This is a genomic window from Erwinia sp. V90_4 (genome assembly GCF_029967685.1).
GTDB lineage: Bacteria > Pseudomonadota > Gammaproteobacteria > Enterobacterales > Enterobacteriaceae > Erwinia > Erwinia aphidicola.
The window spans coordinates 1-13,971 of record NZ_JASCAQ010000037.1; the positions used below are offsets into that span (position 1 = coordinate 1).

A 13,971-nucleotide genomic window follows, 5' to 3' on the forward strand; every position below is an offset into this window, starting at 1 on the left:
TAGGGTCTATGTAGGGACGAGGCATGCCCGACCTCTGCACGTAATATGTAGGGTCTATGTAGGGACGAGGCATGCCCGACCTCTGCACGTAATATGTAGGGTCGAGGCATGCCTCGACCTTAATCCATCCGAGCGCCATAAAGATCCCCCCGCGATTGCCGATAAAACACAGCAGTAGCTATCCAACTGGGGAAAGGTATGTTCAAGAGTATGAAAGTGGTAACCAGCCTGGTGCTGGTTTTGGTTTTGTTTGGTTCTTTACAGTTGATTTCGGGCGGGCTGTTTTTCCAGTCTCTGAAAGGAGATAAGGAAAACTTCGCGCTGACTCAGCAGATTCGCCTGGAGCAGGCCAATCTTACCGCCGCATGGATAGCACTGGTTCAGACACGTAATACGCTTAACCGCGCCGGGATCCGCTATCAGCTGGATGCCAGCAATAACGGCAGCGGCGCCACGATCCCGGAACTGGTTGCGCTGGCGAAAAGCCAGCTGACCACCGCAGAAACGCAGTTTGCTGAGTACACCAAAGAGTTACCGCCGGATGTCGTGGCACTGCCGCACGTTCAGGCCGTGAGCGAGCACTATAAAATCCTGCATGACGCGCTGGTTGAGCTGAGCGACATGCTGGCCAAAGGTGACTTCAAAGGGTTTGTCGACCAGCCTACTACCGGTTTCCAGAACGGTTTTGAAGCGGCCTATGACAACTGGCTGAAAAATACCGATGCCCTGCTGTCGGCGGGTGCCGAGCAGAACGAGCGCGCTTATCACCAGGCTATCTGGGTGCTGCTGATTATTCTGCTGGTCTCCGTCGCCACCATCGCGCTGGTGTGGAGCGGTATCCACCACATTCTGCTGCGTCCGCTGAAACAGAGCATCGAGCATATCCGCTGTATCGCCAGCGGCGACCTGACGCAGAGTATTGAGGTGACAGGGCGCAACGAGATGGCGCAGCTGGCCTCCAGCCTGCATCACATGCAGCAGGAGCTGGTAAAAACCGTTAGCGACGTGCGCGATGGTTCCGATGCCATCTTTACCGGCGCCAGCGAAATCGCCGCCGGCAACAACGACCTCTCTGCGCGTACCGAAGAGCAGGCCGCCTCGCTGGAGCAGACCGCTGCCAGCATGGAGCAGCTGACCGCGACGGTGAAGCAGAACGCCGAGAACGCCCGCCAGGCGTCACAGCTGGCGTTGAGCGCCTCTGAAACCGCACAGAAGGGCGGCAAAGTGGTGGATGGCGTGGTGAAAACCATGAACGACATCGCCGGCAGTTCGAAGAAAATTGCCGATATCACCAGCGTCATCGACGGCATCGCCTTCCAGACCAACATTCTGGCCCTCAATGCCGCGGTAGAAGCGGCGCGTGCCGGGGAGCAGGGGCGTGGCTTTGCCGTGGTGGCGGGCGAAGTGCGTAACCTCGCCCAGCGCAGCGCGCAGGCGGCGAAGGAGATCAAAGGGCTGATTGAAGACTCGGTATCTCGCGTCAATACCGGCTCGGTGCTGGTGGAGAGCGCCGGAGAGACAATGACCGATATCGTCAATGCGGTGACCCGCGTCACCGACATCATGGGCGAAATCGCCTCTGCCTCTGACGAGCAGAGCAAGGGCATCGACCAGGTCGGCACCGCCGTCACCGAGATGGACCGCGTTACGCAGCAGAACGCCTCGCTGGTGGAAGAGTCCGCTTCGGCGGCGGCCTCGCTCGAAGATCAGGCCAGCCGACTGACTCAGGCGGTCGCCGTGTTCCGAATTCGTAAAGAAAATGTCATCGCGGCCGTTAATAACAACAGGGGCAACGTTTCCCCGGTGCTGGCAGCACCCGCGGCGGCGCGTAAAGCGTTACCGGCAGCCAGTTCAGACGAGCATTGGGAAACATTTTAATACGTCACAATAAGGTCGGTCGGCCGAAATAGCCGGTCTGCCAGTTAACGGGGCGACTGAAAAAGAGGGTCGACCCCTACAGTAGGGGCGGAGCGCTGTTGTGGTCCGCCCACGCAGAAACGTTGGGTTGAAGTTGGCAGGATGGCTACATGAAGAAAACGACGTTGTTAGCTCCACCGGAAACCGCAACGCTGCTGTCACAGATGGTGCAGCGTCTGCCGTTATCCGATACGCACTTTAAGCGTATCAGTCAGTTGATTTATCAGCGAGCTGGCATCGTCCTCGCCGACCACAAGCGGGAGATGGTTTATAACCGCCTTGTGCGCCGGTTACGTACGTTAAATATCGACGATTTTGGTCGCTATATGGCGCTACTGGAAACTGACCCGAACAGCGCGGAGTGGCAGGCATTTATCAATGCCCTGACCACCAACCTGACGGCCTTTTTCCGCGAGGCGCACCACTTTCCTATCCTGGCGGAGCACGCGAAGCGTCGCCCCGGCAGTTACAACGTCTGGTGTGCGGCGGCCTCCACCGGTGAGGAGCCTTACTCCATCGCCATGACGCTGGCCGAAACGCTGGGCACCGGTCCGGGTAAATTCCAGATCCATGCCACGGATATCGACACTCAGGTGCTGGAGAAGGCGCAGTCCGGCGTCTACCGCCAGGAAGAGCTGCGCACGCTGTCACCGCAGCAGATGCAGCGCTTCTTCCTGCGCGGCACCGGCCCGCATGAGGGCATGGTGCGCGCGCGTCCGGAGCTGGCAAATATGGTGAGCTTTGCCCAGCTTAACCTGCTGGCTAACGACTGGGCGCTCTCCGGCCCATTTGATGTGATTTTTTGCCGTAACGTGATGATCTACTTTGATAAAGAGACGCAGGAGAAAATTTTACGGCGTTTTGTTCCGTTACTGAAACCAGGCGGCCTGCTGTTTGCCGGACACTCAGAAAACTTCAGCCAGATCAGTAAAGAGTTCTATCTGCGTGGCCAGACGGTCTATGGACTGACTAAGGAAAGATAATGAGTAAAATCAGAGTGTTGTGCGTTGATGATTCTGCCCTGATGCGTCAGCTGATGACCGAGATTATCAACAGCCATGCCGATATGGAGATGGTGGCATCCGCGCCGGACCCGTTAGTGGCGCGGGATTTAATCAAGCAGTTCAACCCGGATGTGTTAACGCTGGATGTTGAAATGCCGCGAATGGATGGCCTCGATTTTCTTGAAAAACTGATGCGCCTGCGTCCGATGCCGGTGGTGATGGTCTCCTCCCTGACCGGGAAAGGCTCTGAGATCACGCTGCGCGCGCTGGAGCTGGGGGCGGTGGATTTTGTCACCAAACCGTCGCTGGGGATCCGCGAAGGGATGCTGGCCTACAGCCAGATGATTGCCGATAAGGTGCGTGCCGCTTCCCGCGCACGTCTGCACACCCGTGGCCCAACGCCCGCGCCGGTGATGCTGAAAGCGGGTCCGCTGCTGAGTAGTGAAAAGCTGATTGCGATTGGCGCGTCGACCGGCGGTACCGAGGCGATCCGCCACGTGCTGCAGCCGTTACCGGCCACCAGCCCGGCGCTGCTGATCACCCAGCATATGCCGCCAGGCTTCACCCGCTCGTTTGCCGAACGTCTGAACAAGCTGTGTCAGATCACGGTGAAAGAGGCGGAAGATGGCGAACGTATTCTGCCCGGCCATGCCTATATTGCCCCGGGCGCGATGCACCTGGAGCTGGCGCGCAGTGGCGCAAACTACCAGGTCAAACTGAATGAAGGCCCGCCGGTGAATCGTCACAAGCCGTCGGTCGATGTGCTGTTTAACTCAGTGGCGCAGTACGCCGGTCGGAATGCCGTTGGCGTGATCCTGACCGGAATGGGTAACGATGGGGCTGCCGGGCTGCTGGCGATGAATAAAGCCGGTGCCTGGACCATCGCCCAGAACGAAGCGAGCTGTGTGGTATTTGGTATGCCGCGAGAGGCAATCGCCCTCGGGGGAGCCAGTGAAGTGGTGGATCTTCACCAAATCAGTCAGCACATGCTGGCAAAAATTAGCGCCGGACAGGCGTTGCGTATCTAACAACGCGGTCCTCGCGAGCGACAAAAAACGGGAGTAAGTATGGTCGATAAAAATATGCGGTTTCTGGTGGTAGACGACTTCAACACGATGCGTCGTATCGTCCGTAACCTGTTAAAAGAGCTGGGTTTCAACAACGTTGAAGAAGCAGAAGACGGCGTTGATGCGCTGAATAAGCTGCGCGCCGGGGGTTTTGACTTCGTGGTCTCTGACTGGAACATGCCCAATATGGACGGTCTGCAGCTGCTGCAAACCATTCGTGCGGACGCCACGATGAGCAAACTGCCGGTCCTGATGGTGACGGCGGAAGCGAAGAAAGAGAACATCATTGCTGCGGCTCAGGCGGGCGCCAGCGGCTACGTGGTTAAACCCTTCACTGCGGCTACCCTGGAAGAGAAATTAGGCAAGATCTTCGAAAAACTGGGTATGTAAGGAGCCAACATGAACGCAATTCCGAAACCAAATGTTGATGCTGCTTCGGCACAGGACATTATCTCCAAAATTGGTTCACTGACGCGGATGCTGCGCGACAGTCTGCGAGAGCTGGGTCTGGATCATGCTATTGCCGAAGCGGCAGAAGCGATCCCAGATGCCCGCGATCGCCTTGATTATGTGGTACAGATGACCGCGCAGGCGGCAGAGCGCGCGCTTAACTGCGTGGAGGCTGCACAGCCGCGTCAGACGGTGTTGGAAGATGGAGCGAAAACGCTGAAAGGGCGCTGGGATGAGTGGTTTGAAAATCCTATCGAACTGGCAGATGCCCGCTCGCTGGTTTCGGATACTCGTGGTTATCTCGACGAAGTGCCGCAGCATACCAGCTTCACCAACGCCCAGCTGATGGAAATCATGATGGCTCAGGATTTCCAGGATCTGACCGGGCAGGTGATAAAACGTATGATGGATGTGATCCAGGAGATTGAACGTCAGCTGCTGACGGTCCTGATGGAGAACATTCCAGACCAGAGTATGCGGGCGAAAAAAGATACCGACAGCCTGCTCAATGGTCCGCAGATTAATGCTGCGGCACCAAACGTGGTAGCCAGCCAGGACCAGGTCGATGACCTGCTGGACAGCCTCGGCTTCTGATATCCAGGGGCGGTACCCTACCGCCCCTCTATTGACTGTTTTTCCCATTCCGTAAATAACCCCCTAATTACACGTTTACTCGTGGCATTACCCCTGCGCGAATTTGGCATTCTAGCCTCAGTCAATCCGTACTGAAGGTTCGCCGCTGTGTCTCAGGATAGCGATGAGGAAAAAACAGAGTCCGCTACGGCTCACCGATTGGAAAAAGCCCGAGAAGATGGGCAGATTCCGCGATCGCGTGAGCTGACGTCGATCCTGATGCTGGTGGCCGGGCTAAGTATTCTCTGGGCTGGCGGTGAATGGATGGGGCGCAAACTCGGTGCGCTGGTGGCGGATGGTCTGGTGTTTAACCACTCGGTGGTCAGTGATACCAGCCAGATGCTGCGCCAGATTGCCAACCTGCTGATGCAGGCGGTGATGGCTATCTTGCCGATGATGTTTGGCCTGGTGGTGGTGGCAATCGCCGCGCCGATGCTGCTCGGTGGCCTGGTCTTCAGCGGAAAATCAATTAAGTTCGACCCCGGCAAGATGAACCCGATCAAAGGGCTGGCGAAGCTGGTCTCCGCCCAGTCGGCAGCGGAGCTGCTGAAAGCAGTGCTTAAGGCCACGCTGGTTGGCATCGTTACCGGGCTATATATCTGGCACCACTGGGCGGAGATGCTGCGCCTGGTGAGTGAGTCGCCGGTGACCGCGCTGGCCGGGGCGCTGAACATGATTGCGATGTGCAGCATTCTGGTGGTGCTCGGGCTGTCGCCGATGGTGGGTTTCGACGTGTTCTTCCAGCTGTACAGCTACTTCAAGAATTTACGCATGTCGCGTCAGGATATTCGCGATGAGTACAAGCAGCAGGAAGGTGACCCGCACGTGAAGGGGCGTATCCGCCAGCAAATGCGTGCCGCCGCCCGCCGCCGCATGATGGCCGATGTGCCGAAGGCGGACGTGATTGTGACTAACCCGACCCACTATTCGGTCGCGTTGCAGTACGACGAGAAGAAAATGAGTGCGCCAAAGGTGCTGGCGAAGGGCGCAGGGGATATTGCTCTGCGCATTCGTGAGCTGGCGAAAGAGAATCGTATCCCGATCCTCGAAGCCCCGCCGCTGGCGCGTGCGCTGTATCGCCACAGTGAAATTGGCCAGCATATCCCGGGGCAGCTGTACGCCGCCGTGGCAGAAGTTCTCGCCTGGGTATGGCAACTCCGCCGCTGGAAAGTGGAAGGGGGGCTGATCCCAAAACGACCTGTTAAATTACCGGTGCCGGAAGCGCTGGACTTTGCTGGAGAAGAAAAACCTGATGTCTAATCTGGCCGCTAAATTACGGTTACCTGCCAACATGAAAGATACGCAGTGGAAGGTGTTGGCCGGGCCAATACTGATCCTGCTTATCCTGTCGATGATGGTGCTGCCGCTGCCGCCGTTCATCCTTGACCTGCTGTTTACCTTCAACATCGCGCTGTCGATTATGGTGTTGCTGGTGGCGATGTTCACCCAGAAAACGCTGGAGTTCGCCGCTTTCCCGACCATTCTGCTGTTCTCCACCTTATTACGCCTGGCGCTCAACGTGGCCTCCACGCGTATTATCCTGATGGAAGGCCACACCGGGGCGGCGGCTGCCGGACAGGTGGTGGAAGCCTTTGGTCACTTCCTGGTGGGCGGTAACTTCGCCATCGGTATCGTGGTGTTTATCATACTGGTCATCATCAACTTTATGGTCATTACCAAGGGGGCCGGGCGTATTGCCGAAGTGGGCGCGCGCTTTGTGCTCGACGGGATGCCGGGTAAGCAGATGGCGATTGACGCCGACCTCAATGCCGGACTGATCGGCGAAGAGGAAGCCAAAAAGCGCCGTTCTGATGTGACGCAGGAAGCCGATTTTTACGGTTCAATGGACGGTGCCAGTAAGTTCGTGCGCGGCGATGCGGTGGCGGGGATCATGATTATGGTGATCAACGTGATCGGCGGCCTGCTGGTCGGGGTGGTGCAGCACGGGATGGATGCCGGACATGCGGCGGAAACCTATACCCTGCTGACCATCGGTGACGGCCTGGTCGCACAGATCCCGGCGCTGGTGATCTCCACCGCCGCCGGTGTGATAGTGACGCGCGTGGGCACCGATCAGGACGTGGGCGAGCAGATGGTCGGCCAGCTGTTCAACAACCCGCGCGTCATGATGCTGAGCGCCGGGGTGCTCGGCCTGCTTGGCCTGGTGCCGGGCATGCCAAACCTGGTGTTCCTGCTGTTTACCGCCGCGCTGCTGGGGCTGGCCTGGTGGATCCGCGGTAAAGAGATGCAGCCAAAAGCCGCCGCGACGCCGCAGATGGCCAAAGCCCCGCAGGAGAGCGCGGCCTCGGTCGAAGCCACCTGGGGCGACGTGCAGCTGGAAGATTCGCTGGGGATGGAAGTGGGCTACCGCCTAATCCCGATGGTCGACAGCGCGCAGGACGGCGAGCTGCTCGGACGCATCCGCAGTATCCGTAAGAAATTCGCCCAGGAGATGGGCTTCCTGCCGCCGGTGGTGCATATCCGTGACAACATGGATCTGACGCCGGCGCGCTACCGCATTCTGATGAAGGGCGTTGAAATTGGCAGCGGGGATGCGTATCCCGGCCGCTGGATGGCGATTAACCCGGGCACGGCTGCCGGAACATTACCGGGTGAAGCCACCGTTGACCCGGCCTTTGGCCTGGCGGCGATCTGGATTGATAGCGCGCTGAAAGAGCAGGCGCAGATACAGGGCTTTACCGTGGTGGAGGCCAGCACCGTGGTGGCAACTCACCTCAACCATCTGATTGGCCAGTACGCCAGCGAACTGTTTGGCCGCCAGGAGGCGCAGCAGCTGCTGGACCGCGTGACTCAGGAGATGCCGAAGCTGACTGAGGATCTGATCCCGGGCGTGATCACCCTGACTACGCTGCATAAAGTGCTGCAGAACCTGCTGGCCGAGCGCGTGTCGATCCGCGATATGCGCACCATTATTGAAACCCTGGCGGAACACGCTGCGGTGCAGACCGATCCGCAGGAGCTGACCTCGGTGGTGCGCGTGGCGCTGGGCCGCGCCATCACCCAGCAGTGGTTCCCGGGCAATGGCGAAGTGCAGGTTATCGGGCTGGACTCAACGCTGGAACGTCTGCTGTTACAGGCGTTGCAGGGCGGCGGTGGGCTGGAGCCGGGTCTGGCTGACCGCCTGCTGGCGCAGGCGCAGAGCGCGCTGCAGCATCAGGAAGGGCTGGGGGCGCCGCCGGTGCTGCTGGTCAATCATCCGCTGCGTGCGCTGCTGGCCCGCTTCCTGCGCCGCACGCTGCCGCAGCTGATGGTGATCTCCAATATGGAGCTCACCGACAACCGCAATATCCGCATGACTTCCACCATCGGGGGGCATTAATGAGGGCGTTATGGCTGTTACTGCTGCTGCCGGGCATCAGCCTGGCGGCGGGCGGTGCCTGGCATGCCAGTGCCACCGGCCCGGGCCTGCAGAATCGCGGCGTGCAGGCGTCGTCGCGCCCGCTGGCACCGTCTGAAGCGGTGAGCGGCGCAATGACCGAGGTCGCCTGGCGTTACGTGCTGAGCACGCCGGCTCCGGCGGGTTTGCAGGTCAGGCTCTGTGCGGAAAATCGCTGCGTGCCGATTGAGGGCGGCAGCGGGTCAACACGTGGCTTAAGCAACGTGGCGGCAGGGGAAACATTACGCTTTATTTATCATGTAGAAGGGAAAGGGCGGGTATTTCCGGTAGTGCGCGTGGTGAGTAATGAAGTGATGGTGAATTACCAGTAGAGGTCGACCTTCTTTTCCGGTCGACCCGGAATGCGGGCACGGGTCGACCTAAAAAAAGGGTCGACCCCTACGGTTGAACCCCGATTTTTCGTAGGGGCTGACCCTCTGTTTCGGTCAGCCCGGCGCTGCAACACCCCAGCACGGGTCGACCGAAAAAAAGGGTCGACCCCTACAAGTGTTACATCCGTTCTACCGTCTGAATGCCCAGCGTGTCCAGACCCTGCTTCAGGGTTTTGGCGGTCAACAGCGCCAGGCGCAGACGGCTCTGCTTAGTGGCGTCATCTTCGGCATTCAGGATCGGGCAGTGCTCGTAGAAACCGGAGAACAGGCCCGCCAAATCGTACAGGTAAGCACACATCACATGCGGCATCCCGTCGCGCGCAACCTGAGTAATCACCTCTTCAAACTGCAGCAAACGCACGGCAAGGGCCGCTTCGCGCTCTTCGCTGATGCGCGTTTCGCCGCTGATGCCGTGTTCATCAATCCCGGCTTTACGGAACACCGACAGCACGCGGGTATAGGCATACTGCATATACGGCGCGGTGTTGCCTTCGAACGCCAGCATATTGTCCCAGTCAAAGATGTAGTCAGTGGTACGGCTTTTTGACAGATCTGCGTATTTCACCGCGCCGATCCCGACGATCTCCGCCAGCTGCTGCAGCTCGTCCGCTGGCATATCCGGGTTCTTCTCACCAATCAGCCTGGTGGCGCGGTCAACCGCTTCATCCAGCAGGTCGGAGAGCTTAATGGTGCCGCCCGCGCGGGTTTTAAATGGCTTACCGTCTTTGCCCAGCATCATGCCGAACATGTGGTGCTCCAGCGGCAGTGAATCCGGGATATAACCGGCTTTACGCACGATGGTCCACGCCTGCATCAGATGCTGGTGCTGGCGTGAGTCGATGTAATAGAGCACGCGATCGGCTTTCAGCGTCTCGTAACGATATTTGGCGCAGGCGATATCGGTGGTGGTGTAAAGATAGCCGCCATCCTTTTTCTGGATGATCACACCCATCGGCTCGCCATCTTTATTTTTGTACTCGTCGAGGAACACCACGGTGGCGCCTTCGCTTTCAACCGCCAGCCCTTTGGCTTTCAGATCGGCGACAATGCCTGGCAGCATGTCGTTGTACAGGCTTTCACCCATCACGTCATTGCGCGTCAGGGTGACGTTCATGCGGTCATAAATTTTCTGGTTCTGCGACATGGTGATGTCAACCAGGCGTTTCCACATCTTGCGGCAGTATTCGTCACCGCCCTGCAGTTTTACCACGTAGCTACGCGCGCGCTCGGCAAAGGCCGGGTCTTCATCGTAGGTGCGCTTGGCTTCGCGGTAGAACACTTCGAGATCGGCCAGCGCGATCTCTTCGTGGTTCTCGTTCTGCTGCTTTTCGAGGAAGGCGATCAGCATGCCGAACTGGGTGCCCCAGTCGCCGACGTGGTTGGCGCGGATCACGTTATGGCCGAGAAACTCCAGCGTGCGCGCGGCGGCGTCACCAATGATGGTGGAGCGAACGTGACCCACGTGCATCTCTTTAGCGACGTTAGGGGCAGAGTAGTCGATCACCACGGTCTGCGGAGTGACATGCGCCACGCCGAGCTTCGGTGCCGCCAGCACGTTGTCGATCTGGCTGGCAACCCATGCCGGGTCAAGGAAGATATTAATGAAGCCCGGACCGGCAATCTCCACTTTCTGCGCAATTCCGGTGAGGTCCAGCTGTTCCAGAACCTTTTCTGCCAGCTGTCGCGGCGGCATGCCCAGCGATTTAGCCACGGCCATCATGCCGTTGGCCTGGTAATCACCAAACTGTGCTTTAGCCGACTGGCGCACCTGAGGCTCACAATTAGCCGGAGCACCCACTGCGATCATCGCCTGACTGACTTTATCTGAGAGAAGGGCCTGAATATTCACCGAGTTACCTTAATTTGCTGAAAGGTCAACGCTTGCGCGCTGGCCGTTGTCACGACGCCGCCCGCCGGGAAAATGACCGGGAATGGCAGCGCTAAAAAAGAAGGGGAAAAGTATACTGCATTTGATAACAAGTTATCCAGGAACCTGCGTTCCTGGATAACTTGTGCAGAGCAGGTGGGGAAAACAGTGCTGTGAGGCTGTCATCCACAAAAAAAGATATTAACGACGGCGATGGGGGCGGTGCGGGCTAGCGACAGTATTTTTTCCGTTCTGTACCTTCCAGTGGCGTACCAGAGCAAACCCCATCATCGCGATCAGCACGGCGACAAGCAATAACATAAGCATAGAGCTTTTCCTTGTGTGATGGTCGGGACAAATCTATAAGAAAGCAGAATAGCCTACAATCCACCCCTTTGGATTTAGGAATTGTCGCATTGTATAAATTTAACTAAACTAAAACAGAAAGTTAAAGGCTATTTTCTAAAAGAAAAGCTGGTACTAAACCAGCTGAAGCTGGATGAAAAGCCGGATAAACAGTCGAATTGTAGGAATAATTGCCTTAAAACGATAAATTTCTATTGATTGAGATGGTACGCAATTCAGGTTGCCTTAAGTATGAAAGGTAAGCCTGGCTACTGTAAATGAAGGAAACAGTGATGTCTGAGCGCTTTGAAGCAGCAGAATTAAACGATCTGGCTAATGATTTACCCCGTTTTTTACACTCTCTTTACCATTTGGCGCAGCGTCTGGGGCTCGATCTCGCCGTGCTGGAAGTTGACCACATAGCGCTGAGGTGCAATCAGAACACCACCGCAGAGCGTTGGAAAGCGGGCCTTTTACGTCTGGGGACGCTGTTTTCCGAGAAGCAGATTGCGGGCAGGCCAATTGCATTATTCGAATTAACGCAACCGTTACAGGTGGGGCCGTGGCCGATAAGCATCATTGAACTACCGTGGCCCGGTCAGCGGCTCTATCGCCACGAGGGGTGGGAGCATATCGAAGTGGTGCTGCGCGGCGATGCCGAGACGCTGGGGACGCGTGCGCTGGCGCTGATGGCCGATGAAGGCTTGATCCAACAGGGCATTTCAGTGAAAAGCAGCGCGCCGCAGGGGGAAGGTGAGCGGCTGCCCAACCCGACGCTGGCGGTGACTGACGGCCAGGTGACCATCAAGTTCCATCCGTGGAGCCTGAAGGAGATTGTGGAGAGCGAACGCGAAGCTTAGCGACCAATAGCCAGCGCCAGCGTCATGCGGCGCAGGGCTTCGTTTAACAGGTCGCGCTGACAGCCAAAGTTGAAGCGCACAAACTTGTCATCGCCGAAGTCGCGCCCGGCCGAGAAACCCAGCCCATGTTTTTCAAAGAACAGCGCCGGGCTGGCTACGTTGAGCTGGCTGGCGTCAATCCAGCCGAGGTAACTGCCTTCCGGCGCGACCATGTTCAGGCCCGGCAGTGTGTTAACGTGCTGCACCAGCGCATCGCGGTTGCTGCGCAGATACGCCAGCTGCGCCTCCAGCCACGGCTGACCGTCGCGCCAGGCCGCGGTGGCCGCGACCAGCGCCAGCACGTCGACGTCCGGCACAATGCCTTTGCGCTGCTGATTAAAACGTTCACGCAGTTCACGGTTGGGGATAATGGCCAGCGATGCGCCCAGCCCGGCGATATTGAAGCTTTTTGACGGCGACAGCAGGGTTACTGAGCGCTGCGCGGCGTCTTCGCTCAGGCTGGCGAACGGAATATGCTCTACCCCCGGTTCCAGCAGCAGGTCACAGTGGATTTCATCCGAACAGACCAGCAGGTCGTGGCGCTGGGCAAACCGCAGCTGGGCTTCCAGCTCAGCGCGGCGATAGACGGTGCCGCCGGGGTTTTGTGGGTTGCACAGCATCAGCAGCTTCTCGTTGCCGGTCAGCTGCGCGTCCAGCGCGTCAAAATCCACTACCCAGCGCTGCTCTTGCAGCACCAGCGGGGCATTGATCTGATCTCTGGCGGCGAGCGAAGCCGCGGAACGAAACGGCGGATAGATTGGGGTAGGGGCCACGGTGCCCTGATGGGCTTCGGTAAAGGCACGCACGCATAGATTAAGCCCGGTCACTACGCCGGGAAGAAACACTAACCATTCCGGCTGGATTTGCCAGCCATAGCGGCTGCTCATACGCGCGATAATCACGTCAATCAGCTCTTCCTGCGGGAAGCCATAACCAAATATTCCGTGAGCCACCCGCTGCTGTAACGCGTCGATAATGCAGTCGGCAGAGCGAAAATCCGTATCCGCTACCCACAGCGGAAGGATATCCCGGTCACCATATTTTCGCCATTTCAGGCTATCGCTGTGACGGCGGTCTATCCGTTGGTCAAAACTGAATGCCATGATCATGTTTCCCGTTAAAATAAGTACCAGTGCAAGATAAGTTCAGACTAATCATCAGAGTATACATAAACAAACAGCCAGCAGTGATTAACCGGAGGATAGGATGCGAAAACTGGAAATATGCTGCTACGGGGTGGAGTGCGCAGTGACGGCAGAACGGGCGGGAGCCGACCGGATTGAGCTGTGCGCAGCCCCCGGCGAAGGGGGACTGACTCCGTCAGCAGGCGCACTGATTGCCGCACGCCAGCGCGTATCGATTCCGGTTCACCCGATCGTACGCCCGCGCGGCGGCGACTTCTGCTATAGCGAGATTGAATTTGAGTTGATGAAGTCGGACATCGCTTTTATCCGCGAACGCGGCTTCCCCGGGCTGGTGATCGGCCTGCTGGATGAAGACGGGCATATCGATCTGGCGCGCATGCAGCAGGTCATGCGGCTGTGTGAGGGCATGAGCGTGACCTTTCATCGGGCGTTCGACCTGTGCCACAACCCACGCAGCGCGCTGGAACAGTTGACGGATCTCGGCGTGGCGCGCATTCTGACTTCAGGCCAGCAGCAGAGTGCAGAAAGCGGATTACCGCTGTTAAGGGAACTTAGCCGCATGACCTGCGGTCCGATTATTATGGCGGGTGCCGGCGTGCGCCTGAGCAATCTGCAAAAATTTATTGATGCCGGTCTGACTGAGCTTCACAGCTCGGCCAGTCAGCGAGTCTCTTCCCCGATGCGCTACCGCAAAGCCGGCGTGTCGATGTGTTCTGAAACGGAAATAGATGAATTCAGCCGCAGCTGCGTTGATGGCGACGTGGTAGCGGCAATGAAAAGCGTAATGTCGTTTGGCGCTCCCGAAAGAGTGGCCTGAGACAGCAGCCGATTTTGCCGCGCAGCACGCCGCACTCT

At 58.0% G+C, this 13,971-nt stretch carries 12 protein-coding genes; 10 read left to right on the top strand and 2 right to left on the bottom strand.

The window, feature by feature from the left end:
* Window positions 1-198: 198 nt before the first annotated feature.
* From QLG07_RS05500 to QLG07_RS05535, 8 genes are all read left to right on the top strand, one after another.
* Window positions 199-1,878: a methyl-accepting chemotaxis protein gene (locus QLG07_RS05500; protein ID WP_282468711.1), complete on the top strand. Its 1,680-nt coding sequence runs from the start codon at window positions 199-201 to the stop codon at window positions 1,876-1,878.
* Between the two features lie 149 nt (window positions 1,879-2,027).
* Window positions 2,028-2,900 carry a protein-glutamate O-methyltransferase CheR gene (gene cheR / locus QLG07_RS05505; protein WP_048915803.1) on the top strand — a complete coding sequence of 291 codons (873 nt, stop codon included), beginning with the start codon at window positions 2,028-2,030 and terminating at the stop codon, window positions 2,898-2,900.
* The gene (locus QLG07_RS05510) at window positions 2,900-3,949 is read left to right on the top strand and encodes a chemotaxis response regulator protein-glutamate methylesterase (protein WP_048915804.1); all 1,050 of its coding nucleotides are present in this window, start codon (window positions 2,900-2,902) and stop codon (window positions 3,947-3,949) included. The genes cheR and QLG07_RS05510 overlap by 1 nt, the downstream gene beginning before the upstream one ends.
* A gap of 39 nt (window positions 3,950-3,988) precedes the next feature.
* Window positions 3,989-4,378 carry a chemotaxis response regulator CheY gene (gene cheY / locus QLG07_RS05515; RefSeq protein WP_048915805.1) on the top strand — a complete coding sequence of 130 codons (390 nt, stop codon included), beginning with the start codon at window positions 3,989-3,991 and terminating at the stop codon, window positions 4,376-4,378.
* A 9-nt stretch (window positions 4,379-4,387) separates the two neighbouring features.
* On the top strand, window positions 4,388-5,032 hold the full coding sequence (gene cheZ / locus QLG07_RS05520) for a protein phosphatase CheZ (RefSeq protein ID WP_048915806.1): 645 nt from the start codon (window positions 4,388-4,390) through the stop codon (window positions 5,030-5,032).
* Between the two features lie 147 nt (window positions 5,033-5,179).
* Window positions 5,180-6,331 (top strand): flagellar biosynthesis protein FlhB, encoded by a 1,152-nt coding sequence (gene flhB, locus QLG07_RS05525; RefSeq protein ID WP_133623817.1) that lies wholly within the window; start codon window positions 5,180-5,182, stop codon window positions 6,329-6,331.
* Window positions 6,324-8,411: a flagellar biosynthesis protein FlhA gene (flhA, locus tag QLG07_RS05530; RefSeq protein ID WP_048915808.1), complete on the top strand. Its 2,088-nt coding sequence runs from the start codon at window positions 6,324-6,326 to the stop codon at window positions 8,409-8,411. Before flhB ends, flhA begins: the two co-directional genes overlap by 8 nt.
* Window positions 8,411-8,800 (top strand): flagellar protein FlhE, encoded by a 390-nt coding sequence (locus tag QLG07_RS05535; RefSeq protein WP_048915809.1) that lies wholly within the window; start codon window positions 8,411-8,413, stop codon window positions 8,798-8,800. The genes flhA and QLG07_RS05535 overlap by 1 nt, the downstream gene beginning before the upstream one ends.
* 178 nt (window positions 8,801-8,978) lie before the next feature.
* Here QLG07_RS05535 and argS read toward each other — a convergent pair whose 3' ends face one another.
* Entirely contained in the window at window positions 8,979-10,709 is a 1,731-nt protein-coding gene (gene argS, locus QLG07_RS05540; RefSeq protein WP_282468712.1) for an arginine--tRNA ligase, read from the bottom strand.
* Between the two features lie 656 nt (window positions 10,710-11,365).
* On the opposite strand from argS, the gene QLG07_RS05545 reads away from it, so the two are divergent.
* Complete coding sequence (locus QLG07_RS05545; protein ID WP_282468713.1) at window positions 11,366-11,932, top strand: VOC family protein; 567 nt, start codon at window positions 11,366-11,368, stop codon at window positions 11,930-11,932.
* Here the strand turns inward: QLG07_RS05545 and QLG07_RS05550 are convergent.
* Window positions 11,929-13,074, bottom strand: a complete 1,146-nt coding sequence (locus QLG07_RS05550) for a PatB family C-S lyase (RefSeq protein ID WP_282468714.1) — start codon at window positions 13,072-13,074, stop codon at window positions 11,929-11,931. The two genes, QLG07_RS05545 and QLG07_RS05550, sit on opposite strands and share 4 nt — an antisense overlap.
* A 103-nt stretch (window positions 13,075-13,177) precedes the next feature.
* Here QLG07_RS05550 and cutC point away from each other — a divergent pair, with 103 nt between their 5' ends.
* Window positions 13,178-13,933: a copper homeostasis protein CutC gene (gene cutC, locus QLG07_RS05555; RefSeq protein ID WP_133623812.1), complete on the top strand. Its 756-nt coding sequence runs from the start codon at window positions 13,178-13,180 to the stop codon at window positions 13,931-13,933.
* The last annotated feature ends 38 nt before the right edge of the window (window positions 13,934-13,971 follow it).

What these genes read in the sequence shown, in the direction of transcription:
- QLG07_RS05500 (WP_282468711.1), top strand. Translation starts at nt 199, where the DNA reads ATGTTCAAGAGTATGAAAGTGGTAACCAGCCTGGTGCTGGTTTTGGTT.
- cheR (WP_048915803.1), top strand. Translation starts at nt 2,028, where the DNA reads ATGAAGAAAACGACGTTGTTAGCTCCACCGGAAACCGCAACGCTGCTG.
- QLG07_RS05510 (WP_048915804.1), top strand. Translation starts at nt 2,900, where the DNA reads ATGAGTAAAATCAGAGTGTTGTGCGTTGATGATTCTGCCCTGATGCGT.
- cheY (WP_048915805.1), top strand. Translation starts at nt 3,989, where the DNA reads ATGGTCGATAAAAATATGCGGTTTCTGGTGGTAGACGACTTCAACACG.
- cheZ (WP_048915806.1), top strand. Translation starts at nt 4,388, where the DNA reads ATGAACGCAATTCCGAAACCAAATGTTGATGCTGCTTCGGCACAGGAC.
- flhA (WP_048915808.1), top strand. Translation starts at nt 6,324, where the DNA reads ATGTCTAATCTGGCCGCTAAATTACGGTTACCTGCCAACATGAAAGAT.
- QLG07_RS05535 (WP_048915809.1), top strand. Translation starts at nt 8,411, where the DNA reads ATGAGGGCGTTATGGCTGTTACTGCTGCTGCCGGGCATCAGCCTGGCG.
- QLG07_RS05545 (WP_282468713.1), top strand. Translation starts at nt 11,366, where the DNA reads ATGTCTGAGCGCTTTGAAGCAGCAGAATTAAACGATCTGGCTAATGAT.
- QLG07_RS05550 (WP_282468714.1), bottom strand. Translation starts at nt 13,074, where the DNA reads ATGGCATTCAGTTTTGACCAACGGATAGACCGCCGTCACAGCGATAGC.
- cutC (WP_133623812.1), top strand. Translation starts at nt 13,178, where the DNA reads ATGCGAAAACTGGAAATATGCTGCTACGGGGTGGAGTGCGCAGTGACG.